Genomic DNA, 23,274 nt, shown 5'->3' with positions numbered 1-23,274 from the left:
AGAAGCCGGCCCGGCGGGCATGCGCCGGGCTGCGGAAAACCGGCCAAAAGCCTCGCGCCGCATAAATACCCGTGCTATAGACTGCGCCTTCGCGCCGACCCGGTGCGGGAAAGCGGGCGTGGTGGAACTGGTAGACACGCAGGATTTAGGTTCCTGTGCCGCAAGGCGTGTGGGTTCAAGTCCCTCCGCCCGCACCAGTTCGCCCGGCGCCCCGCTGAAAGCCTCTGCTGCAGGCCTGGTGTGAATAGGCTGATGCGGCGGCTGGCCCGAGGCGCAACGGAATCTATATCGAAGAGACAGGTGTTTTGGTCATGCAGATCACGGAAATCAGCGCTGCCGGCTTGAAGCGCGAGTACAAGGTGGTGATCGCCGCCGCCGCGCTCGAGAGCACGGTGAACGAGAAGCTCGAGACCTTGCGTCAGCGGGTCAACATGCCGGGCTTCCGTCCGGGCAAGGCGCCCGCAGCCCTGATCAAGAAGCAGTATGGCCGCGCCCTGCTCGGCGAGGCGATGGAAGAGTCGGTCAACACCGCTCTGCAGAAGACCATCGAGGAAAACAAGCTGCGTCCTGCGATGCAGCCGAAGGTCGACATCACCAGCTTCGACGAAGGCAAGGATTTCGAGTGCACCATCGCCATCGAGGTGCTGCCGGATATCGTTCCGGCCGACTTCAAGTCGATCAAGCTTGAGCGCCTGGTGGTCGAGCCGCAGGAATCGGAAGTCGAGGAATTCCTCAATCGCCTGAGCGAGCAGCAGAAGACCTATGAGAAGGTCGACCGCGCCGCCGAGAAGGGCGATCAGGTCGTCATCGACTTCGTCGGCAGCGTCAATGGCGAGAAGTTCGAAGGCGGCGCCGCCAATGACTACCCGCTGGTGCTGGGCTCCAACACTTTCATTCCGGGCTTTGAGGATCAGCTCATCGGCGTCAAGGCCGGCGAGCAGAAGACCGTGAAGGTCACTTTCCCCGAGGCCTACGGCAATGCCGAGCTGGCGGGCAAGCCGGCCGAGTTCGCCTGCACCGTGAAGGAAGTGCGCGGCGGCCAAGCGGTGACGCTGGACGACGAATTCGCCAAGCGCTTCGGTCTCAGCTCGTTCCAGGAGCTGAAGGACAACATCAAGCGCGACCTCGGCCAGGAATACAAGAATATCGCCCGCATGAAGCTGAAGCGCGGCCTGCTCGACCAACTCGCCGAGAAGCATGACTTCCCGGTGCCGGAAGGCATGGTCGAACTTGAGTTCAACCAGATCTGGAACGAAGTGACCGCCGACAAGGCGCGCTTTGAGGCCGAACTGGCGGAAGAGAAGAAGACCGAGGACGAGCTGAAGGCCGAGTATCGCAAGATCGCCGAGCGCCGCATCCGCCTTGGCCTGTTGCTGTCGGAAGTCGGCCGCCAGAACAACATCGAGGTCAAGCCCGACGAGATCACCCGCGCGATGATCGAGCAGGCCCGTCGCTTCCCCGGCCAGGAGCGCCAGGTGATGGAGTATTTCCAGAAGAACCCGGAAGCCGCCAACAGCCTGCGCGCGCCGATCTTCGAGGACAAGGTCGTCGACTTCATCCTTGAGATGGCTGACGTCACCGATAAGCCGGTGACCAAGGAAGAGCTGCAGAAGGAAGCCGAGGCCCTGTCCTGATCGCAGGCGTCTCGTCGCCGAATAGCAACGCCGGGCCGCAAGCCCGGCGTTTTTGCTTTCTAACCCTGTTGCCTTGCTGCGCGGCCTGTGACTGAGCCGGGGCAAGTTCCCGCCGCCCGGCCATTGCCGGAAGCCGCCGACTGCGCCACATTACCGCGGCACAAGGTTTCGTATTTCGCAGGGCGCGTCATGGACAAGATGGTCGATACCTACATGAACATGCTGGTTCCGATGGTGGTCGAGCAGACCAATCGGGGTGAGCGTGCCTACGACATCTATTCCCGGCTGCTCAAGGAGCGGATCATCTTCCTGGTCGGCCCCGTCAACGATGCCGTCGCCGCCCTGGTGACCGCCCAGCTGCTGTTCCTGGAAGCCGAAAACCCCAACAAGGAGATCGCCTTCTACATCAACAGCCCCGGCGGCCTGGTAACCTCCGGCCTCGCGATCTACGACACCATGCAATATATCCGGCCGAAAATCGCCACTCTCTGCATCGGCCAGGCTGCCTCGATGGGCTCGCTGCTGCTGGCGGCGGGCGAGAAGGGCATGCGCTACTCCCTGCCGAATGCCCGGGTGATGATCCATCAGCCCTCCGGCGGTTTCCAGGGCCAGGCGGCCGATATCGAGATCCATGCCAAGGAAATCCTGGATTTGCGCGCCCGCCTGAACGCGATCTACGCCAAGCATACCGGCCAGGACATCGCCACGATCGAAACGGCGATGGAACGCGACCGCTTCATGACCCCGGAAGAGGCGAAGACCTTCGGTATCGTCGACGAGGTCGTTGCCCGCCGTCCGGAGCAGGATTCCGGCAAGAAATCCTAATTTTCGTCCGGGCAGACTACCCGGAGACGGCGTTCTCAAGGGACTATCCATCTAGGCTACCCCGGGCGGGCTACCCCGGAAGAGGCTTTCCCCGCGAGGGTTTGTCCGGGCTAGGCTTGCCGGGCTTCAAAGGGGGCTAGCACCCGGGCGGGACGGCTGCCAGAAATGCCGCCAGATCGCCCCTGCTTGCCTTCGTTCCGTATTGCCATAGATGGAGGTCATGCTCCTGGCATTGTGACCTCCCGCCGCCCCCGCGAGTCGACCATGTCCGTTGTGCCCGGGGCTACGGTTCCTTATGATGACGATTCGATGGAATAGGGCCAGGCGTCGCCCGGCGCTGGCCCGCTCAGTGGAGTAGGCATGACCAAATTGAGCGGCGGTGACTCCAAGAACACGTTGTACTGCTCGTTCTGCGGCAAGAGCCAGCACGAAGTGCGCAAGCTCATCGCCGGCCCGACAGTCTTTATCTGCGACGAGTGCGTCGAACTCTGCATGGACATCATCCGTGAAGAGCACAAGTCCGCGCTTGTCAAAACCCGCGATGGCGTTCCGTCGCCGCAGGAGATCTGCCGCGTCCTTGATGATTATGTGATCGGCCAGAACCACGCCAAGAAGGTTCTCTCCGTTGCCGTGCATAATCATTACAAGCGCATCGGCCACGGCGGAAAGAACAACGACGTCGAACTCGCCAAGTCGAACATCCTGCTGATCGGCCCCACCGGCTGTGGCAAGACGCTGCTCGCGCAGACGCTTGCCCGCATTCTCGAAGTGCCATTCACGATGGCCGACGCCACCACGCTGACCGAAGCCGGTTATGTGGGTGAGGATGTCGAGAACATCATTCTCAAGCTGCTGCAGGCTGCCGACTACAATGTCGAGCGCGCGCAGCGTGGCATCGTCTATATCGACGAGGTCGACAAGATCAGCCGCAAGTCCGACAACCCCTCGATCACCAGGGATGTTTCGGGCGAGGGCGTGCAGCAGGCCCTCTTGAAGATCATGGAGGGCACGGTTGCTTCCGTGCCGCCGCAGGGCGGCCGCAAGCATCCGCAGCAGGAATTCCTGCAGGTGGACACGACCAACATCCTGTTCATCTGCGGCGGTGCCTTCGCCGGCCTCGAAAAGATCATCGCGGGCCGCGGCAAAGGCACCTCGATCGGCTTCGGCGCCGATGTGCGGGGGCCGGACGATCGCCGCGCCGGCGAAATCCTGGCCGAGGTCGAGCCTGACGATCTGCTCAAGTTCGGCCTGATCCCGGAATTCATCGGCCGCCTGCCGGTCATCGCCACCTTGCACGATCTGGACGAGTCGGCCCTGGTCGACATCCTGACCAAGCCGAAGAACGCCCTGATCAAGCAGTACCAGCGCCTCTTTGAGATGGAGGATGTGAAGCTGACCTTCTCCGACGAGGCGGTGGCGGCGGTGGCCCGCAAGGCGATCGCGCGCAAGACCGGCGCGCGCGGCCTGCGCTCCATCCTGGAGGCCATCCTGCTCGATCCGATGTTCGACCTGCCAAACATGAACGGCGTGGAAGAGGTTGTAATCTCTCCAGATGTTGTTGAGGGCCGGGCCAAGCCGCTGCTCATCTACGCCGATCGTAAGCAAGAGGATGTCAGCGCCTGACGGCGCTCCGGCGTTAACCCTGTTTGGAAGCGGGCCGCTCTCGAATGAGGCGGCCCGCAGCCTTTCGGAGGGTGCCCCTTGGCCGGTTGTGTGAGGCCGGCTGCGTATCTTTCGAGGTAGCATGGCCATGCAGTGGGCGGGAATAGACCGCTGAACCCGGGGGGTAGCCGGATACCGGCGACTTGGGGCGTCTGTCTGGGCGCCGGCTTGTTGCATGGGCGTGCGCCTCGCTACGTATGCGGAAGGCATTGGCCGCGTAATGCCCCATGTGATACCCCGCGTGACAGGGATCACATGCTTAACGATGCGCAAGGGCGGCGCCGGAAGGCCGGCCCTATCTCTGTGAGCAGAGACTCGGTGATCGACTCGGGTCTGACATTAAGTTGTCGTTCTGTTGCAGGACCGTGGCTTGACGGACCTTGCCGGAATTCCCATGTTAACTAGCATCAGGTGGCAAAGGACGATCAAATCCGACCGTTCCGGCGGCCGCCCTTCAGGATTGATTGCCGCATGTTTACATCGCCTCGCGCCCAAGTTTTCCCTGTCCTGCCGTTGCGGGACATCGTCGTATTCCCGCACATGATCGTGCCCCTTTTCGTGGGCCGCGAGAAGTCGGTGCGTGCGCTTGAGGACGTGATGAAGGACGACAAGCAGATCCTGCTTGTCGCCCAGAAGAACGCCGGTCAGGACAACCCGACCGCAGACGACATCCATTCTGTCGGTACCATCGCCTCAGTGCTGCAATTGCTGCGCCTGCCGGACGGCACGGTGAAGGTTCTCGTCGAGGGCAGCCAGCGCGCCCGCATCGTGAAGTTCATCGACAACGAAGACTTCTTCCAGGTCGAGGCCGAGACGCTGCCCGACGATGTCGGTGAGAGCCGCGAGACCGAAGCGCTGTCGCGCTCGGTGATCAACCAGTTCGAGCAGTATGTGAAGCTCAACCGGAAGATCCCGCCGGAGGTGCTGGTGTCGCTCAACCAGATCGACGATCCGTCGAAGCTTGCCGACACGGTTGCCTCGCATCTCACCATCAAGATCAGCGACAAGCAGGATCTGCTGGAAATCTCCAACGTCGTTGAGCGCCTAGAACGCGTCTACGCGATGATGGAAGGCGAGATCGGCGTTCTGCAGGTCGAGAAGAAGATCCGCTCGCGCGTGAAGCGCCAGATGGAGAAGACCCAGCGCGAGTATTACCTCAACGAACAGCTCAAGGCGATCCAGAAGGAGCTGGGCGAAGGCGAGGAAGGCCGCGACGAGGTCGCCGAGATCGAGCAGCGCATCAAGAAGACGCGCCTCAGCAAGGAAGCGCGCGAGAAGGCCCAGGCCGAGGTCAAGAAGCTGCGCTCCATGAGCCCGATGTCGGCCGAAGCGACGGTGATCCGCAACTATCTCGACTGGATGCTGTCGATCCCGTGGCAGAAGCGCAGCAAGGTCAAGAAGGACATCAAGAACGCCGAGAAGGTGCTGAACGACGACCATTACGGTCTGGAGAAGGTCAAGGAGCGCATCCTCGAATACCTCGCCGTGCAGCAGCGCTCGGGCAAGCTTAAAGGTCCGATCCTCTGCCTCGTCGGCCCGCCCGGCGTGGGTAAGACCTCGCTTGGCAAGTCGATTGCGCGCGCCACCGGCCGCAACTTCGTCCGTGTGTCGCTCGGCGGCGTACGCGACGAGGCCGAGATTCGCGGTCACCGGCGCACCTATATCGGCTCGATGCCAGGCAAGATCATCCAGTCGATGAAGAAGGCGAAGACCACCAATCCGCTCTTCCTGCTCGACGAGATCGACAAGATGGGCCAGGACTTCCGCGGTGATCCGTCATCGGCGCTGCTGGAAGTGCTCGACCCCGAGCAGAACAATACCTTCAACGACCATTACCTCGAAGTCGATTACGACCTCTCGGACGTGATGTTCATCTGCACGGCCAACAGCCTGCGCATGCCGCAGCCGCTGCTGGATCGCATGGAGATCATCCGCATCCCCGGCTACACCGAGGATGAGAAGGTGGAAATCTGCAAGCGTCATCTGATCGAAAAGCAGATGGAGGCTGCCGGCCTGAAGAAGGGTGAGTGGTCGATCACCGACGACGCGCTGCGCGATCTGGTCCGCTACTACACTCGCGAAGCCGGCGTCCGTTCGCTGGAGCGCGAGCTGGCCAACCTGACCCGCAAGGCGGTGAAGGAAATCCTGTCCAAGGACGTGAAGTCGATCAAGGTCACGCCCAAGAATCTGGACAAGTATGCCGGCGTCCGCCGGTATCGCTATGGCGAGGCGGAACTCGAGGACATGGTCGGTGTTACCACCGGCCTGGCCTGGACTGAAGTAGGTGGCGAATTGCTGTCGATCGAAGCTGTCATGCTGCCCGGCAAGGGCCGCATGACCATCACCGGCAAGCTTGGTGAAGTCATGCAGGAGTCCGTGCAGGCTGCGCGCTCCTACGTACGCTCGCGGGCTGTTGCCTTCGGCGTCAAGCCGCCGGTCTTCGACAAGCGCGACATCCATATCCACGTGCCTGAGGGCGCGACGCCAAAGGACGGTCCGTCCGCTGGCGTGGCGATGGTCACCTCGATCGTTTCCGTGCTCACCGGCATTCCGGTGCGCAAGGATGTCGCGATGACCGGCGAAGTCACGCTGCGCGGCCGGGTGCTGCCGATTGGCGGCCTCAAGGAGAAGCTGCTCGCGGCCCATCGTGGCGGTATCAAGAAGGTCCTGATCCCGAAGGAGAACGAGAAAGATCTCGTCGACATTCCGGATAACGTGAAGAAGGGCCTCGAAATCGTGCCGGTGGCGACCTGCGAGGAAGTGCTCAGGCACGCTCTGGTCGGCGAATTGACGCCGATCGAGTGGAGCGACGTAGACGATCTCACCAAGCCTGCGGTGGTAGACACCGAGGCGGAAGGTGATCGAGAAGGCATGGTCAAGCACTGATCCGGAGGCAGTAGCGTGAATAAGCAGGATCTAATGGCCCAGCTTCGCGACAGTTCCGGTCTCACTAAAGAGCAGGCCGAGCGTGCCGTGGAATCGATATTCAGCCTGATCACCGAGGCGCTTCGCCGCGGTGAGGAAGTCCGGATCGTCGGCTTCGGCAGCTTCTTCGTCGGCACGCGTGCCGCCAGCCCCGGGCGCAATCCGCGCACGGGTGAGCGCATTGATTTGCCGCCGACCAGGCAGCCCAAGTTCCGGGCCGGCAAGACGCTTAAGGAAGCGGTCAGCACCTAAACACTGATCTTTACAGCCTGATCTTTACAGCCGATCTCCCGCCCGGCCGGGGTTCCCTGCCGGGCGTCGGCTTTATGGCCACGGCTTACGCCGCGCTTGACGCTCTACAGGGTGTCAGGCCTTGTAATGGAAATAGGTGAGAACGTGGTCAACGGTCTTGCCGTCGGCGGCCAGCGGGCAGTGGCAGTATTCCACGCCGGCGAAATCCAGTCGGAAGCGCATGCGGGGCGCGCCATTCCAGTAATAGACCTGTCCGGTATCCACCACCTTCTGACGCACATCGACAATGACATGGCCGCCCTCGGAGCCGGCCGATATCTCGTCGACATAGCGGCCGATCAGCGGCATCTCCAGCGCGCGCAGCACCGTCTCGCCGGCCACCAGGATGCGGAAGCGGTTCGAACCGCCGGGTTTCAGCGGTGGCTCGACGCGGACCAATACGATGCCGGGCAATAGCTGCGGAATGCGCAAGGGGTCGAAATCGGACCGCGAGGGCAGGCGGTCTTTGGGATGGATCGCCAGCATATGGGTGACAAAATCGCGGATGTCTTGGCATTCCGCGCGTGCCAGAGCGCTCTGCAGGGCAGCGATATTGGGATGCAACTCGGTCCGTGTTTTCAGCATGGCGTGTGGCATGAGCTGGCTGGTAGCAGGCTATGCCGCGCTGCACAATACCACTTTTTGCATAGCACCTATCTGCTGCAATGAAATCCCCCCGTTGACGTTCCCCTATCGTACTCTGTTTCTTACCCGCCCGGTGGTGCGCTCCCCTAGGAATAGCAGTGTATGCCGGGCGGGCTCAACTTGGCTCTTTTGGTCCAGTTTGGCGGAGTTTGGCTCAGTTTGGATCAGATCGGCAGGGCGGGGCCGCCGGTCTTCACCCGCTCCAGCAGCCGATCGAGGAAGGCCTCGCACAGCGCGATCTGGCTTAGTTCGATGAATTCATTGGGTTTATGAGCCTGCTCGATGGAGCCGGGGCCGCAGACGATGGTCGGGATGCCCATTTCCGAGAACAGCCCGGCCTCGGTGCCGAACGCCACTTTCTGCACCCGGTTCGCACCCGTCAGCGCCTTGGCCAGTTCCACCACCCCGGCGCGGTCGTCGGTGGCGAGGCCCGGGAATTCGGAGATCTGCGTGAACGTGATGCCGCAATTTGGATCTATGGCCTTCAGTTCAGGCTCCAGTTTGGTCCGCGCAAAAGCTTCCACCTCGGCGAACAGCGCATCGACATCGTCCTGCGGCAGATAGCGGATCTCCCACAGGAAGCTGCAGTCCTTCGGCACAATGTTCAGCGCGGTGCCGCCATGCACGGTGCCGGTATGCAGCGAGGTGTAGGGCGGGGCGAATTCGGGATCGAAGGGGCCGTGATCACGCTTCTTGCGGGCAAGCTGCTTGATGAAGGCGATCAGTTCGGCGGCGGCTTCCACCGCGTTGGCGCCGAGATGGGTCAATGAGGAATGGCACTCGAAGCCGCGCACATCGACGCGCCAGCTCTTCTTTCCCTTATGCTGTGCGATGACCTGCATTTCGGTCGGCTCACCGACGATGCAGGCCTTTGGTTTGACTGGCATCTCGCGCAGCACCTCGATCAGCCGCTTGGCGCCTAGGCAGCCGACTTCCTCGTCATAGGTGAAGGCGTAATGGATCGGCGTCTCCAGCGGCTGGGCGAGGAATTTCGGCGCGAAGGCCAGCGCGGTGGCGACGAAGCTCTTCATGTCGGAGGTACCGCGGCCATAGAGCTTGCCGTCCTTTTCGGTCAGCTTGAAGGGATCGGTATCCCATTCCTGGCCGTCGATCGGCACCACGTCGGTATGGCCCGACAGCACGATGCCGGGTTTGTCCTGCGGCCCCAACGTCGCGTAGAGATTGGCCTTCTTGCCGGTCGCGTCATGCACAAGCGTGGCCTCGACGCCAAGCGATTTGAGGTGGTCGCGGATCCAGTGGATCAGATCCAGGTTGGAATCGCGGCTCACGGTCGGCATTTCGATCAACTGCCGGACCATGTCGAGGACGGGCTTGCTGGGCTTGCTCATGGGAAGACTCGTTTTGTTTAGTTGGACTGGAGGCTTTTGATCTGGCTGTCGAGATCGTCGGCGATGAAGGCCTGAACGATTTCATCGATGGAGGCGTCATGGGTGAAACCCAGCGCCGCGGCGCGCTCGGACCGCGTTTCGCCGGGCCAGCCATCGACAATCTTCTGGATCGCTGCGTCAGGCTGCCAGTGAATGGTGCCGATCTTGCGGTTGCCCTTGTTGCGTTCGACCGCCGCCGCCATTTCGCCGGCCGTGACGCGGATGCCGGTGAGCAGCAGCGCACGGTCGGTGCCGAAACTCTCGGCCGGCAGGTTGTGCGCCTGGATGAAGGCATCGATGGTGCGCCGCGGCGACAGACAGGCCATCGGGCTGTCTGGCCGCACCGGGCAGACCACATCGACGCCTGACAGCGGCTCGCGAATGATCGAGCTGGCCCAGGTCGAGGCGGCTTTGTTCGGCCGGCCGGGACGGACCATGATGGTCGGCAGCCGAAGCGCGCGGCCATCGACAAAGCCCTTGCGGCTGTAGTCGTTGATCAGCAGTTCGCCGCTCAGCTTCTGCACGCCGTAAGACGTCGTCGGCCGCTGCGGCGTATCGTCAGTCACCGCCTTGGGCAGTTTGCCGCCATAGACGGCGACCGAGGAGGCGAAAACCAGCCGCGGCGCATGCGTCACCACCGCGCGGCAGGCTTCCAGCACATGTCTGGTGCCTTCCAGGTTCACACGATAGCCGCCGTCGAAATCGGCTTCGGCGCCGGCTGAGACGATGGCCGCGAGATGGAAAACGGAATGCGTATCGGGACCGATCAGTTTCAGTACCGTGGCGCCGTCGCCGATATCGCCGGTTTGAATCTGCACCCGCAGATCGTCAGGCCCCCTGGCCGCCACGGTATCGAAGAGGGTCAGGCGGCTGATCGGCTGCGGTTGTCCGTCAGGGCCGATCAGGCTGCCACGGTTAAGCAACTCTCTGGCCAGCTTCTGGCCGAGGAATCCAGCACCGCCGGTAATGACCACATTCAGCATGGGCACCTCCCTGAGATGCCCACGCTAAACAGGCTGGGGCAGGGTTACAAGCGGGGATCGGTCAGCGCGGCCGCCGCTCACCGCGCGGGCCATGGCGCAGCATATGCTCGGCGTAGTGTTTTCGCTGCTCGGGCGTCATCGCATCGGCTGCGGCCAGCAATCCAGCCTGGATGCCGGTCTGGAACTGATCCAGGCGGTTGCGGTGTTCCTGCAACAGGGCTTCCAGGCGGGCGCGGTCATAGGGTTCGGCAGCAAGCGCGGATGCGATATCGCGACGCAGGTCGCTGAACGAGACCGCCTGGCTCTTGCGCGAATTCTCCACGGCCTGGCGGAAAGCGCGGGCTGCATTATCGGGCAGCTTGCGCGCGATGCGGTCGACGAAATGGACGCTCGACTGCTCGGTCATGCTCCGGAATTTGACAAAGCGCGTGGCGCCCCAGCCGATGAAGGCGAGGTTGAAGGCGACGGAAATGATCAGGCCGATGGCGAGCCAGCGGTTCATCCGCGACTTCTGCGGGGCCGGCGAGATGGGGGCAGTTTCGGCCATTGATTTTACTCCTCGATGTAGATCGGCGTGGCGACCGCGAGCTGCAGGGTCAGCAGGTCGCTGTCGTCGTCGCCGATATTGGCAACGCCCGCACCAATGCCGATGGCGAGCGCAAGCCCCAGGGTGGCGAATTGCGGTACCATGCGTCCGCTCGGGAACAGCAGGGCGAAAGCTTCGGCGATTTGCATCCGCCAGCCTGGGACCGCCGGAGCCGAAGGCGCGATCTGCGCCATGATGCGCGCGCGCAGGGCTGCGCTCGGTTCGATGGCAGGTAGCGGGGACGACAGCAATGCATCCAGCGCTTCTGCTTCGCGCAGCAGACGCTGGGCTTCGGTCGAAGCCGCCAGCAGGGCTTGCGCCGCAGCGCGCTCATCCGCCGGCCAGCGGCGCGGATCGGTGCCGTAGGCTTCGATCAGAATGGCGAAACGGTCGAGGTTCATGGCCTCACTCCTTGTTGCCCAGCAAGGGCGAAAGTTCGTCGCGCAGGGCGCGTTTGGCACGCACCAGAAGGGATTCCAGCGCGCCGACGCTGACGCCAAGCGCTTCGGCGGCGGCAATGTTGCTTTCGCCTTCCCAGTAGCAGAGCACGATGGCGGCGCGCTGGCGTTCGGGCAGGCGCTGCAAGGCGGCGGCGAGACGGTCGCTGGTTTCTCCGGCCAGGCGGGCTTCGTAGGGCGTGGCCTGCGGATCGACCGGATCGGGCTGGTCGTCCAAGGCCGCCATGCTCGGCCGCCGCTTGCGGTCGATGCACAGGTTGACCACGACGCGGTTCAGCCAGGTGCGGAAACTGGCGCCGCCATCGGGCCGCCAGCGCGCCGCATGCTGCCAGACGCGCAGGAAGGCCTCCTGCGCCACTTCCTCCGCGTCGGCGCGGTCGAACAGCACTCGATAGGCGAGGGTTACGGCATGCCGAAGATGCCGCTCGACCAGGCTTTGGTACGCGCGGTGATCGCCGGCGGCGACGCGCTGGATCAGGGCATTGTCTTCGTCCTGCATCGCGTCAGTCCGCCAGCGAGGGGCGGCGGCTGGATACGGCGCCGCGATTGCCGGTTGCGCCAACAACAAGGAGGCCATTCAGGGTTTTCCTGCTCGTGCCGATGGTTCCTGAACGACTACACGAAGGCACGGCGGGATTCCTGCGCTGATTTACGCCTGACCGGCGGCTTCCAGGGCCTTCAGCTCCTCGGTAAGCCGGGCGATTTCCTCGCCCACAGCCTTGGCCATCTCCGGCTGGTCCCAGTCCCGGTACTGGCCCTGCCGGTAAGCCAGGGCGTTCCGGTAGTATAGCCAGGCGTTCAGCCGGCACCGGACATAGTTGTTCTGGGTCTTGATGACCTTGCCGGGGCTGCCGACCACCACCGAATTGTCCGGGATCACCGTGCCTTCCTTCAGGAAGGTATGGCCGCCGATGATGCAGTTGTTGCCGATCACGCAGCCGTCCATGATGGTTGAGCCGATCCCGATCAGGCAATTGTCGCCGATGGTGCAGCCATGGATGGTGCAATGATGGGTGATTGAGCAATGGGCGCCGATATAGGTGCCGGTCTGTCCGCCCACATGCAGCATGGAGAAGTCCTGGATGTTGGTGTAGGGCCCGACGACGATTTCGTAATTCTCCGCCCGCATCGCCACGTTGATCCAGACCGAACTGCCTTCCTCCAGCCGGACCTTGCCGTAAATCTGCGCCGTTTCGTGGATATAGGCGGGGTTGTTGAGCACCACGTCGGGGCCATGCACGGGCATTGCGTCTCCTCCAGTCTTGAAGGAGAAGACCTTAACCAACGCGCCGGATCGGAAAAAGGGCGGGCGCGGCTTTTAGACGGCTGCGGGCTTACCGGCTGCCGGCCCGTCGGCAGCATCGTCGCTGGCGTCTACCGCCGGTCGCCAGCCTTCTTAAAGGCCAGCAGGCCGTCATCGGGATGGAAGAGGCCGGTCACGCCCAACTCCACTAGGCGGTTTAGGGCCTCTGCCGAGCGCTTCCCGGTCAGACAGTACAGATCTGCCGTTTGTCCCCTGCGGCAGCAATGCGGGATCCAGGGGCGGAGAGGGGGAGTAGAACGGCCCCGGGATATGCTCGTCGGCATGTTCTTCGGGGGCCCGGACAACAATGAGCAAACAAGGCCTCGTCCCGGACCAGCCACTTCCAGTACCGTTTTCGCAGACACGGAGGATTGGGAGGGAGAGGGTGACACTCGGCAGGGTTGCTCAAGGGCCGATATAGCCAGAACCCCTGTGGGATTCAATGAGTATTTGTCCGACGTCTCTGTGGAATACGCGATCTACATGCGCGAGCTGGAATAAAAAGAGCCTCCCGGCAGGCGGGAGGCCCTCAACTAGCCGAATTCGGCAGATTACTTGGTCGCCTCCTTCAGATAGGCAATCAGGTCGGCGACTTCGCTTTCCTTCTTGATGCCCGGGAAGACCATCTTGTTGCCGGGGATGTAACCCTTGGGGTCGGCGATATAGGCGGCCAGGGTCGTTTCATCCCAAGTGATACCCTTCGCCTTCATGGCGTCAGAATACTTGAAGCCTTCGACGCTGCCCGACTTCCGGCCGAACAGGCCATGCAGGCTCGGACCGACACCGTTCTTGCCCGCTGCCAGCTGGTGGCAGGCCCGGCATTTGGCGAAGGACTTCTTGCCCGCTTCGACGTCGGCGGCCTGAGCGCTGACGGCGCTGAAGCCTAGAACAAGGGCGGTAACGGCCGAAAAAAGGATACGCGACATGTCGTGAGGCTCCTCGGGTAGATTTTGTCAATACGCAGCCGCCGGCGATTTACCGACAACAACATCAAATCCACAAGTCCTTCAAAATAGCATAGCGACTCCCCACAACATAGCGGCGCATTGCCGCAACCCGGAAAGAACCACCGTAAATGGTTCCGTTTACCGGCGCTTAATCGCCTCGCGCCTAGTCTGCCGGCCCGGGAGTGCGAAGAGGACCGGCATCGTATGAACATGATGGCAAATTTAGGGCAGGCGCGGCTGCACGCCATGTTGAATGCCGGCCTTGAAGTATTGCGCATTCAGCAGCAGCTGACCGAGCGGCGCTCGAATCTGGTTGCCGAGTTGCTGCGCGGTCAGGATGAATTCTTCGAACACCAGCATTATCCGCCGGGGGATGTCTTCGATCCGGAAACCGGCGCGCAGTATTACTATCACTCCCATCGCAATGAAGGCCGCGAGCACGGCCATTTCCATATTTTCCAGCGCCCGCAATTTCTGCCGGAAAGCTTCGAGCCCGCCCGTTATGTCAAGCAGGGCGTCGGCCGCTGCTCGCCGCGAGAGAAAATCGGCGAGCATTGGCCGCGTGGCGACAAAGCCCTGGCGCATATCGTCGGCGTGGCGATGGACAATTATGGATTGCCAATCCGGCTGTTCACGGTGAATCGCTGGGTGACGGATGAAACCTGGTTCGCTGCCCGCGATGTGATCGCCATGCTCGACCGGTTCGAGTTGCGGCATGGCTGGCCGGTGCCGGAAGTGAACCGCTGGTTGAATAATCTGCTTCGCTTGTTCCAGCCGGAAATCGTTGAACTGATCCGGCGGCGGGATGATGCCGTCGAAGCGCGTGGCCGGGCGAATCCGCGTGGCGATGCGCTGGAGGATCGCAGCCTCGAAATCACCGCGTCGCTGGATATCTCGGTCGAGCGGCGGGTCCGGCAGCTTCGCCGGTCACTCAATATCTGAACAGAAGAATCGAAGAAGTAAGGCGGGCGTCAGGGCAGATAGCCCAGCTCCCGCCATTCGGCATAGGATTTGCGGAAGCTGTTGTAGGATTGCCAAACCGTTTTGAATTCGGGATTGGCAGCTTTTTCCTCGCGCACCACTTCGTGCCAGGCTTTTTCCAGCGCATTGAGCACTTCCGGCGGCCAGGTATGGATGGCGACGCCGCGCGCTCTGATCTCCTGGAGCGCCTTTACTTGCTGCACTTCGCCTTCAGCCAGGCTTTCGCGGACATTGTCGCCGCAGACGCTGATGATCTGGTTGCGCTGGGCTTCGGAGAAGTTTTCCCAGATCTTCATGTTGACGAGCAGGCTGACCAGCGAACTCTGCTGATGCCAGCCGGGGAAATAATAGTGGCTGGCAGCCTTGTCAAAGCCGAAGCGCAGATCCACGGCCGGCAGCGAAAATTCGGCGGCGTCGATCTCTCCGGTTTTCAGGGCGTTAAAGGTATCGCCACCGGGCATCGCGACGACCTCCGCGCCGAGCCGTTGGAGTACGCGCGCGCCGATGCCCATGAAACGGATCCTGAGATTCTTCAGATCGTCGACACGGGTGATCTCACGGCGGGACCAGCCGCCGGATTCCGGCGGCAGCACGGTGCAGACGATTGGCTTGATGTTGAACCGGGCGAAGGCGGTATCCATCAGATCCTGGCCACCGCCATAGGATAGCCAGGCCAGGAACTCGCCAGCGGGCGGCCCGAAGGGGATGGCGGAGAACAGCCACAAGGCAGAATCGCGTTCGGCGAAGACATTGGTGGAGGCCCATACCGCATCCACTTCGCCTTCCGTCAGCTTGTCGATCAGCTCGGAGTTCGGCGCCAGCGTATGGGGCTCATGCAGCTTGAGCTCGATCGTGCCGTCGGAGATCACCGAGAGCTTTTCGGCGGTCCGGACGACCATCCTGCCGAAAGGCGCTGCGGCGGTCGGCACCGAACTCGCCACTTTGAGGATCGTGCGCTGTCCAGGCGCCTCGACCACGGTGGGGATCGAGCCTGAGGGCGGTTCCAGCTCTTTGATCGCGCGCGCAGCCGGCGACAAAGCAGATCTTTGAATCGAAACCGTGCCGATTCCGATCAGAATTCCGACAACCAATGCAATGCCAGCAATGGCAACGATACGCGCCATCAAATTCCAATCTCCCCGGCCAAGCTGCCGCGGCGCCTGCCTGTGCCGGGCAGAATAGGCGGCAGCTTTGTATGCCGTCTATGCCGAGCGGGTTAGCTTGACCTTAGTTTCATATGAAACTACCCTGCGGAAAACAAAAATAGGGAGGAAACAGTGCTATCCATTCGCAAGGCGGTTGCGACCGCACTCCTCTGTGCCGGTATTGCCAGTCCTGCCGCGGCGCAGGAGATCGAACTCAAGCTCAGCCATTTCCTGCCGCCCGGTCACGGCATGCATCGGGACTGGTTCGTGCCCTGGGGAGAGGAACTGGCCAAGCGCACCAATGGGAAGGTGAAAGTCACCGTTTTCCCAGCAGGCAGTGCTTTCGGCAATCCGGCACGCCAGCTGGAACAGGCAGTCAGCGGCGTGGTCGACATCGCCCATGGCCTGCGCGGCCTGCCGGCCGGGCGCTTCCCCCGCATGGGCATCATCGAGTTTCCCTTTCTGGTCGAGACGGCCAATGCCGCGAGCCGCACCCTGTGGGACCTCTATCCGAAATATTTCGCTCAGGAATTCCCCGACACCGTGAAGGTCCTGGCGCTGCACGCCCACAACGCTGGCCTGATCCATACGCGGGACAAGCAGGTCAAGACCATGGACGACCTGAAGGGCCTGCGCATCCGCTCACCCAGCCCACAGATCAACGCGATGCTGCAGCAGTTGGGTGCGACGCCGGTCGGCCTGCCGCCGGGCGAGGTCTATGAAAACCTGCAGCGCGGGGTGATCGACGGCGCGGTCTTCCCGTGGGATCCGATCAATTCGTTCCGTCTCTTCGAGGTTACCAAGTATCACCTCGATGCGCGCTCCTACACCGCCAGCTTCTATTTCGTGATGAACAAGCGCAAATACGACAGCCTGCCGGCGGACGTGAAAAAGGCGATCGACGAGACGACCGGTTCGGCCTTGATCGAACGGTTCGGCGATTGGTGGAACCAGTGGGATGCGCCTGGCCTGGAAGCGGCGACGAAGAAGGGCAACGTCATGAGTTCGCTGTCGGATGCGGAGCGTAACCGCTGGCGCGAAGCTTTGAAGCCGACGACGGAGAAGCTGCTGAGCGAACTGGAAGGGCAGGGCGTGAAGGATGCCCGCGTCATCTATGCCGACATGCAGCAGCACATCGCCAAGATCGAAGGCAAACGCTGAGGCCCCATGGCCACTGGCGCGCGTGAAGCACGGCAGTGGCCTTTTTCATCCAGTCAGGAATGATCCAGATTTACCGCTACGCCCAGACCGCTGCCGCTTGGGCTGCCAAGGCGGGGGCTGTTTGTGCGCTGCTGGCCGGTGTGGTGACCTGCGCCGATATCGCCATTCGTAATCTGGGTGGACAGGGAATCCTCGGCACGGTGGACATCACACAGTTGTTCATCATGGCCACGGCCTTTCTCACGATTCCCTATGGATTTCTTGCTGATAGCCATGTTGCCGTGGAGATCGGCGTCGAGCGGCTGCCGTTCCGGCTGCAGGCCTTGTGCAAGGCTGTGGCAGCTTTGCTTGGCACATTGCTGATGCTGGCGATCGGATGGTATGGGATCGGACAGTTTCAGACCGTGACGCTGATGGGTGACCGTTCGCAAACCATCGGCCTGCCGATGGTCTGGTACTGGTATCCCTTGCTGACAGGCGCGTTTTTTGCGGCGCTTATGGCCTTCGTCGTGGTGCTGCGCCATGCTGTTGCGGCGTTGACCGGGCGCGATCCGGTCGCTGCGGAGGGCCGCTGATGGCGCCTGCATTGATCGGCATCGCCGGGTTTGCCGCCGTTCTGCTGCTGATGCTGCTGCGCGTGCCGGTGGCGGTGTCCATGGGAGTTGTTGGCGCGGCGGGCTTCCTGTTCCTGCAGGGATGGGACGGGCTGGCTTATGTGATGGGTTCGTCGCCCTTCGAAAGCGTTTTTCCCTACAGCCTGTCAGTGGTGCCGCTCTTCGTCATGATGGGCGTCTTCGCCTCCTATGCCGGGCTATCGCGGCAGCTTTATGACGCGGCTTACGCCTTTCTTGGGCATTACCGCGGCGGTCTGGCCTTGGCGACGGTAGGCGCCTGCGCCGGCTTTGGCGCGATTTGTGGCTCGGCGATCGCGACCGCAGCTACCATGTGCCGGGTCGCTTTGCCGGAGATGCGTCGCCACGGCTATGCCGACAGCTTGGCGACGGCCTCCATCGCGGCGGGCGGCACCTTGGGCATCCTGATCCCGCCGTCGATCATTCTGCTGATCTATGCGCTGCTGACCGAGCAATCGCTGGGCAAGCTGTTTGTCGCGGCCCTGCTGCCGGGGCTGCTCGGCACCGTGCTCTATATGGCGGCCATTTTGGTTGCGACCCGGATCAACCCCGCCTTGGGCCCTGCGGGCGATCGGATGAACTGGCCGCAGCGTCTGCAGACCTTGCGCAGTGTCTGGCCAGTTGCTTTGCTTTTCCTGCTGGTGATCGGCGGCATGTATACCGGCTGGTTCTCACCCAACGAGGCGGCATCGGTTGGCGCGGTCGGCGCGCTCATTTTCGCACTGGCGGGCCGGACCATGGGACTGGACCGATTCAAGCAGTCGCTGCTGGAAACCGCCAGCACCAGCGCGATGATCTTCCTGATCATCATCGGCGCGGGCCTGTTTAATTTCTTCCTCGAAGGCACCAACGTGCCGCAATACCTGATCCAGGAGGTGCAGCATCTGCAGCTCAGCCCGACGCTGTTCCTGCTGCTGCTGACAGTCTTCTACATCGTGCTGGGCGCGCTGATGGACGATCTGGCGATGATCCTGCTGACATTGCCCTTCGTCTTTCCGGTGACGCAGGCGCTAAGCATCGATCCGATCTGGTTCGGCATCTATATCGTCACCATCGTCGAGATCGGCATGATCGTGCCGCCGGTCGGCATGAACCTGTTCGTCATTCAGGGCGTGGGACAGGTCAAACTGCAGACCGTGATCCGCGGCATCCTGCCATTCGTGCTGGCCGATATCGTGCGGATCGCGCTGCTGATCTCGGTGCCCCAGATCGCGCTGTTCCTGCCGCAATTTATGGATTGAGCCTGGCCTTGTTTGCTGGCACGACGCCGTATGGCCTTATCCAGTCCAGGCTTTCGGCGGTGGCGCCGGACGGCCGATACTCGCAGCCGATCCATCCGTCATATCCGAGGGCATCGATCCGCTCGAACAGATAGGCGAAATTGATCTCGCCATTGCCCGGCTCGCGCCGGTCCGGCGGATTGGCGATCTGCATATGCCCGATGAAGGGCAACTGTCGTTCCAGCCGCTTGGTCAGATCGCCGTGCAGGATCTGCGCATGATAAAGATCGAATTGCAGCCGCAGATTGGGCGCGCCAATCTCAGTGATCACCTTTTCGGCAAAATCGCAGTCGTCCAGGAAGAAATGCGGGATGTCGCGGTGGTTGATCGGCTCGATCATCAGCATGATCCCGCCTGCGGAGGCCTGTTCGGCAGCCCAGGCGAGATTGTCCATGTAGCAGGCCTCCATCAGCCGCCGGTCTACCCCGGGCTGCTCCAGGCCGGCCATGACATGGATGCGCGGGCAGTTCAGTGCAGCGGCGAATTCAAACGCCCGCGCCATGGCATTGCGGAAATCGCGCTGGCGGCCGGGCAGGGCCGCCAGTCCGCGCTCGCCGCGCTCCATATCGCCCGGCGGCGCATTGAACAGCACCACTTGCAGGCCTGCATTGCGCATCGCCATCGCTACCGCAGCCGGCGCATGATCGTAGGGGAAGGTGAATTCAACCGCCTGAAATCCCTGCGCGGCGGCGGCTTCGAAGCGGTCGAGAAAAGGTTCCTCCTGGAACAGGAAACTCAGATTCGCGGCAAAGCGCGGCATGACTGCCTCCCCCGTGCTGGCCCCGGCTGTCCGGATTGGTCATCCGACTTTGGTTTGCCGAGACTGTCATTTCTGGTAAGTCTTTCGCAAGCCTTCTCGTTTTCCGAACCTGGATCGCATGAACCCTGGCGGACTACAGATCGAGCGCGACGGCGCGGCGCTGCGGGTCAGCTTAAGCGGCGCCTGGACGCTGCCCAGCGTGGCCCCCTTGCTCGGTCCGGTGGGACGCGTGAAGACGGCAGGTCTGCGCCGCGCAATAATCGACAGCAGCAAGCTGGAACGTCTGGATACGGCGGGTGCGGTGCTGCTGCGGCGGCTGTGGCGGCGGCTGGCAGAGCAGGGGGCCAGCATCGATTGGCCCAATGCCCGGCCCGAGTACCGGACCCTTTTCGAGTATGTGACACAATGTGATGAGACGGTCGAAAAGCCGCCGCGGATGGAGTCCGGGTTCACCGGATTCATCATCTATCTCGGCTGGCTGACGCTGTTCTTCCTGCGTGAGGCGCGCCGCTACATTTCCTTTGTCGGGCGCGTCACCGAAAGCGCGGTTCAGGTCCTGCTGAGGCCGCGGCGCCTGCGCTTCACCTCCATGGTTTTCCATATGGAGGCGGCGGGACTGCGCGCCATCCCGATCGTTGGTCTGCTGTCTTTTCTGATCGGGATGGTCATGGCCTATCAGGGCGCTAGTCAGCTGCAGCGGTTCGGCGCCGAGATTTTTGTGGTCGATCTCATCGGCATCTCGGTGCTGCGCGAGCTTGGCGTTCTGCTGACGGCGATTCTGATTGCCGGCCGTTCCGGCAGCGCCTTTACCGCCCAGATCGGCACCATGAAGGTAAACGAGGAAATCGCGGCGATGCGCACCCTTGGCCTGGACCCGGTCGTGGTCCTGGTACTGCCGCGCATGTTTGCCTTGATCCTCACCTTACCGCTGCTGACCTTCTTTGCCGACCTGATGGGCCTGCTGGGCGGCGCGATGATGGCGTGGAACACGCTTGGCATCGATCCATTCCTGTTTTTCCAGCGGCTTCAGGACGTGATCACGCCGCGCACGTTCATCGTCGGCATGATCAAGGCGCCGGTTTTTGCCTCCTTGATCGCCCTAGTCGGCTGCTACGAAGGTTTGCGGGTGAAGCGTGACGCCGAGAGCGTTGGGCGGTTGACGACGCGTTCGGTGGTGCAGTCGATTTTCCTGGTCATCCTATTCGACGCGCTGTTTTCCATCCTGTTTGACATCATCGAGGTTTGACGATGGTGGCGGAACGGAATGCAGTGATCCGGGTGCGGGGGCTGGTCAACCGCTTCGACCAGCATGTGGTCCATGACGGGCTCGATCTCGATGTTTATCGCGGCGAGGTTCTTGGTGTGGTTGGCGGCTCGGGCACCGGCAAGTCGGTGCTGCTGCACACGATCATCGGTCTCAACCGGGCTGCGGCCGGAAGCATCGATTTGCTGGGCGTGGACATGATCCATGGCGCGCCCGAGGCGTTGACGGCAGTGCGTCAGCGGTTCGGTGTCCTGTTCCAGGATGGCGCCCTGTTTTCCTCACTGACTGTCGCCCAGAACATCCAGGTCCCGCTGAAGGAATTCTACAACCTGCCGCAGGATCTTCTGGACGAGATCGCGGCCGCCAAGCTGCACATGGTTGGCCTGCCGCCCGATGCGGCGACCAAATTTCCATCCGAGCTTTCGGGTGGCATGCGCAAGCGTGCTGGCCTGGCGCGGGCGCTGGCGCTGGACCCGGAAATCGTGTTTTTCGACGAGCCGACCGCGGGCCTCGATCCGATCGGCGCGGCTGCTTTCGACCAGCTCGTGCGCGATCTGCAACAGGCGCTTGGCCTGACGGTTTTCATGGTCACGCACGATCTCGACTCGCTCTATGCGATATGTGACCGGATTGCCGTTCTGGCCGAGAAGAAAGTGCTGACGACAGGGCCATTGCAGGCCATGCTGGAGCATGAGCATCCGTGGGTTAAGGAGTATTTCCATGGGCCCCGCGCCCGCGCCGCCGCGGTGACTGCTGCGCTGGAAGAGAGGTGAGGCATGGAGACACGCGCACATCATCTGTTGATCGGCAGCTTCATGCTGCTCTTCCTCGCAGGTATTGTCGTGTTCGTTCTGTGGCTGGCGAAATCCCAGGTGGACCAGGACGTCGCCCGCTACAACATTTATTTTACCGGTTCGGTGGCGGGGCTTGGGGTAGGCGGCGATGTCCGTTTCAACGGCATTAAGGTCGGCAGCGTCTCCCAGATCGTTATCGACCGCGACGATACCAGCCGGGTGCGGGTAACCATCGATGTGGGCGCGGATACGCCCATTCGCCAGGATTCCGAGGCGACGCTGCAGTTGCAGGGCATCACGGGGGTCTCCTATGTCCAGATCTCTCCCGGCAGCCGCGATGCGCCAATCCTGCCGGCGGTCAGCGGCCGCGATCCGGATGAGTATCCGGTGATCAGTTCGCGGCCATCGGCAATCGATGCTCTGGTGGAAGCCGCGCCGGAATTGCTCAACCGCGCAGTGCAGGTCTTGAGCGACGAGAATCTGCAAAATCTCACCGGCTTCATCGCGGATCTGCGGCAACTTTCGCAGACGCTGGCAACTCGCCAGGAAGCCATCGGCCGGGCGATCGACAGCTTCGACCGCACCAGCGGCGACATCGCCAAGGCCGCCGAGGCCGCGCGCGATGTCGCCACGCGGCTGGACCGCGTGATGTCCGAGGCGGAGCGGACCTTGCGCTCGACCAATCAGCTGGTCAGCGGTGATGCCACGCAAGCGGTCAACGAAGCCAGGGCGGCGATGAAGCAGCTCAACGCCACGCTGGCGGAGTTTCATGCGCTGGTGGAGGAAAACCGCGCTCCCATTCAGTCGATCACGACGGACGGATTTGGCGAGTTTCAGCGCTTCATCGCCGAGGCCAGGATCATGGTGGCGAGCCTGGCGCGGGTGGCGCAACGGCTGGAGGACGATCCAAGCGCAGTGCTGTTCGGCAACCGCGATGCAGAATATCGAATTGAAGGGGGGCGGCGATGACGAAGCATATCTCGCGGCGCGGCTTGCTGCGCGGGGCGGCCATGCTGGCGGTGCCGGCAAGCCTGGCGGCCTGCAACGGCATCCTTCCTCAGGCGCCACCGTCGAATCTTTACGCCTTGTCGCCGAAGACCACGTTTCCGCCTGATCTGCCGCGCGTGAACTGGCAGCTTGTCGTCGAGGAACCCTTTGCGGCCGGCGGTCTGGATACGCATCGCATTGCGATCATGACGAATCCGTATGAGATCAAGTATTACGCCGGTGCGCGCTGGGCGGAGCGGGCTCCGCGCATGGTGCAGACCTTGCTGGTGGAAAGTTTTGAAAATACCGGCAAGATCGTGGCGGTGGGACGTCAATCCATCGGCCTGCGTTCCGACTTCAACCTCAAGAGTGAGTTGCGGGAATTCCAGGCCGAGTTGAAGGAGGGCGGCACCACGCCCGAAATCCGCGTCGCACTGAATGCAAAGCTGATCGGACAGCCGCGCCAGCAGATCGTGGCATCGGCGAATTTCGAACGGCGGGTCCGCGCCAAGGATGGAGAGCTGCTGTCCGTCGTCGCAGCGTTCGATGAAGCATTGGGTCAGGTGCTGCGCGAAACGGTGCAATGGACCCTGCTGACGGGCAGCAGGGCCTCAGCCTAGCGG

23 protein-coding genes and 1 tRNA gene are annotated in these 23,274 nt (G+C 62.3%); 14 read left to right on the top strand and 10 right to left on the bottom strand.

From position 1 onward, the window contains the following. The first annotated feature begins 112 nt into the window (after positions 1-112). The 6 genes from Q0603_RS04305 (at position 113) to Q0603_RS04280 (ending at position 7,298) form a co-directional block, all read left to right on the top strand. A tRNA-Leu gene (locus Q0603_RS04305) sits at positions 113-197 on the top strand. A 114-nt stretch (positions 198-311) separates the two neighbouring features. After that, a complete protein-coding gene (gene tig / locus Q0603_RS04300) occupies positions 312-1,634 on the top strand; it encodes a trigger factor (RefSeq protein WP_298722582.1) in 1,323 nt (440 codons plus the stop codon). 198 nt (positions 1,635-1,832) lie between these two features. Then, on the top strand, positions 1,833-2,459 hold the full coding sequence (gene clpP, locus Q0603_RS04295; RefSeq protein ID WP_366132446.1) for an ATP-dependent Clp endopeptidase proteolytic subunit ClpP: 627 nt from the start codon (positions 1,833-1,835) through the stop codon (positions 2,457-2,459). A 360-nt stretch (positions 2,460-2,819) separates the two neighbouring features. Further along, positions 2,820-4,082, top strand: a complete 1,263-nt coding sequence (gene clpX / locus Q0603_RS04290; RefSeq protein WP_298722578.1) for an ATP-dependent Clp protease ATP-binding subunit ClpX — start codon at positions 2,820-2,822, stop codon at positions 4,080-4,082. A gap of 510 nt (positions 4,083-4,592) precedes the next feature. Continuing rightward, a complete protein-coding gene (gene lon / locus Q0603_RS04285; RefSeq protein ID WP_298722576.1) occupies positions 4,593-7,007 on the top strand; it encodes an endopeptidase La in 2,415 nt (804 codons plus the stop codon). Positions 7,008-7,022: 15 nt separating this feature from the next. Then, a complete protein-coding gene (locus Q0603_RS04280; RefSeq protein WP_298722575.1) occupies positions 7,023-7,298 on the top strand; it encodes an HU family DNA-binding protein in 276 nt (91 codons plus the stop codon). Positions 7,299-7,412: 114 nt separating this feature from the next. Here Q0603_RS04280 and Q0603_RS04275 read toward each other — a convergent pair whose 3' ends face one another. The 8 genes from Q0603_RS04275 to Q0603_RS04240 all read right to left on the bottom strand — a co-directional run bounded on the left by Q0603_RS04275 (position 7,413) and on the right by Q0603_RS04240 (position 13,626). After that, on the bottom strand, positions 7,413-7,922 hold the full coding sequence (locus tag Q0603_RS04275; protein WP_298722574.1) for a hypothetical protein: 510 nt from the start codon (positions 7,920-7,922) through the stop codon (positions 7,413-7,415). A gap of 224 nt (positions 7,923-8,146) precedes the next feature. Continuing rightward, positions 8,147-9,331 carry an acetylornithine deacetylase gene (gene argE, locus Q0603_RS04270; protein WP_298722573.1) on the bottom strand — a complete coding sequence of 395 codons (1,185 nt, stop codon included), beginning with the start codon at positions 9,329-9,331 and terminating at the stop codon, positions 8,147-8,149. Between the two features lie 17 nt (positions 9,332-9,348). Further along, a complete protein-coding gene (gene denD / locus Q0603_RS04265; protein WP_298722572.1) occupies positions 9,349-10,353 on the bottom strand; it encodes a D-erythronate dehydrogenase in 1,005 nt (334 codons plus the stop codon). Positions 10,354-10,414: 61 nt separating this feature from the next. Then, complete coding sequence (locus Q0603_RS04260; protein ID WP_298722571.1) at positions 10,415-10,900, bottom strand: periplasmic heavy metal sensor; 486 nt, start codon at positions 10,898-10,900, stop codon at positions 10,415-10,417. A 5-nt stretch (positions 10,901-10,905) separates the two neighbouring features. After that, on the bottom strand, positions 10,906-11,340 hold the full coding sequence (locus tag Q0603_RS04255; protein ID WP_298722570.1) for a hypothetical protein: 435 nt from the start codon (positions 11,338-11,340) through the stop codon (positions 10,906-10,908). 4 nt (positions 11,341-11,344) lie between these two features. Next, positions 11,345-11,974 (bottom strand): RNA polymerase sigma factor, encoded by a 630-nt coding sequence (locus tag Q0603_RS04250; protein ID WP_298722569.1) that lies wholly within the window; start codon positions 11,972-11,974, stop codon positions 11,345-11,347. 72 nt (positions 11,975-12,046) lie between these two features. Further along, positions 12,047-12,643, bottom strand: coding sequence for a gamma carbonic anhydrase family protein (locus tag Q0603_RS04245; protein WP_298722568.1), 597 nt, complete (start codon positions 12,641-12,643; stop codon positions 12,047-12,049). Positions 12,644-13,251: 608 nt separating this feature from the next. Beyond that, positions 13,252-13,626, bottom strand: coding sequence for a cytochrome c family protein (locus Q0603_RS04240; protein ID WP_298722567.1), 375 nt, complete (start codon positions 13,624-13,626; stop codon positions 13,252-13,254). Between the two features lie 225 nt (positions 13,627-13,851). On the opposite strand from Q0603_RS04240, the gene Q0603_RS04235 reads away from it, so the two are divergent. Further along, positions 13,852-14,589, top strand: coding sequence for a hypothetical protein (locus Q0603_RS04235; protein WP_298722566.1), 738 nt, complete (start codon positions 13,852-13,854; stop codon positions 14,587-14,589). 29 nt (positions 14,590-14,618) lie between these two features. Here Q0603_RS04235 and Q0603_RS04230 read toward each other — a convergent pair whose 3' ends face one another. Continuing rightward, on the bottom strand, positions 14,619-15,752 hold the full coding sequence (locus tag Q0603_RS04230; RefSeq protein WP_298722563.1) for a TRAP transporter substrate-binding protein: 1,134 nt from the start codon (positions 15,750-15,752) through the stop codon (positions 14,619-14,621). Between the two features lie 153 nt (positions 15,753-15,905). Between Q0603_RS04230 and Q0603_RS04225 the strand changes: the two genes are divergently transcribed. Genes Q0603_RS04225 through Q0603_RS04215 form a run of 3 tightly spaced genes read left to right on the top strand, consistent with a single transcriptional unit; the run spans position 15,906 to position 18,807 of the window. After that, positions 15,906-16,934 carry a TRAP transporter substrate-binding protein gene (locus Q0603_RS04225; protein WP_298722560.1) on the top strand — a complete coding sequence of 343 codons (1,029 nt, stop codon included), beginning with the start codon at positions 15,906-15,908 and terminating at the stop codon, positions 16,932-16,934. A gap of 35 nt (positions 16,935-16,969) precedes the next feature. After that, entirely contained in the window at positions 16,970-17,509 is a 540-nt protein-coding gene (locus tag Q0603_RS04220; RefSeq protein ID WP_298722557.1) for a TRAP transporter small permease, read from the top strand. Further along, positions 17,509-18,807, top strand: a complete 1,299-nt coding sequence (locus Q0603_RS04215) for a TRAP transporter large permease (RefSeq protein ID WP_298722554.1) — start codon at positions 17,509-17,511, stop codon at positions 18,805-18,807. The genes Q0603_RS04220 and Q0603_RS04215 overlap by 1 nt, the downstream gene beginning before the upstream one ends. On the opposite strand, the gene otnI is transcribed toward Q0603_RS04215, so the two are convergent. Further along, the gene (gene otnI, locus Q0603_RS04210; RefSeq protein WP_298722551.1) at positions 18,797-19,606 is read right to left on the bottom strand and encodes a 2-oxo-tetronate isomerase; all 810 of its coding nucleotides are present in this window, start codon (positions 19,604-19,606) and stop codon (positions 18,797-18,799) included. The two genes, Q0603_RS04215 and otnI, sit on opposite strands and share 11 nt — an antisense overlap. 118 nt (positions 19,607-19,724) lie before the next feature. On the opposite strand from otnI, the gene Q0603_RS04205 reads away from it, so the two are divergent. The 4 genes from Q0603_RS04205 to Q0603_RS04190 are packed head-to-tail and all read left to right on the top strand — an operon-like array spanning position 19,725 to position 23,271. Then, entirely contained in the window at positions 19,725-20,852 is a 1,128-nt protein-coding gene (locus Q0603_RS04205) for an MlaE family lipid ABC transporter permease subunit (RefSeq protein ID WP_298722548.1), read from the top strand. Between the two features lie 2 nt (positions 20,853-20,854). Beyond that, complete coding sequence (locus tag Q0603_RS04200; protein ID WP_298722545.1) at positions 20,855-21,643, top strand: ABC transporter ATP-binding protein; 789 nt, start codon at positions 20,855-20,857, stop codon at positions 21,641-21,643. Between the two features lie 3 nt (positions 21,644-21,646). Then, positions 21,647-22,633 (top strand): MlaD family protein, encoded by a 987-nt coding sequence (locus Q0603_RS04195; protein ID WP_298722542.1) that lies wholly within the window; start codon positions 21,647-21,649, stop codon positions 22,631-22,633. Beyond that, the gene (locus Q0603_RS04190; RefSeq protein ID WP_298722539.1) at positions 22,630-23,271 is read left to right on the top strand and encodes an ABC-type transport auxiliary lipoprotein family protein; all 642 of its coding nucleotides are present in this window, start codon (positions 22,630-22,632) and stop codon (positions 23,269-23,271) included. Before Q0603_RS04195 ends, Q0603_RS04190 begins: the two co-directional genes overlap by 4 nt. Positions 23,272-23,274: the final 3 nt, after the last annotated feature.

This window comes from uncultured Ferrovibrio sp. (assembly GCF_937960835.1).
GTDB lineage: Bacteria > Pseudomonadota > Alphaproteobacteria > Ferrovibrionales > Ferrovibrionaceae > Ferrovibrio.
Note: the sequence above shows the minus strand (reverse complement) of the source record. Positions and strands in the feature narration are given on the sequence as shown.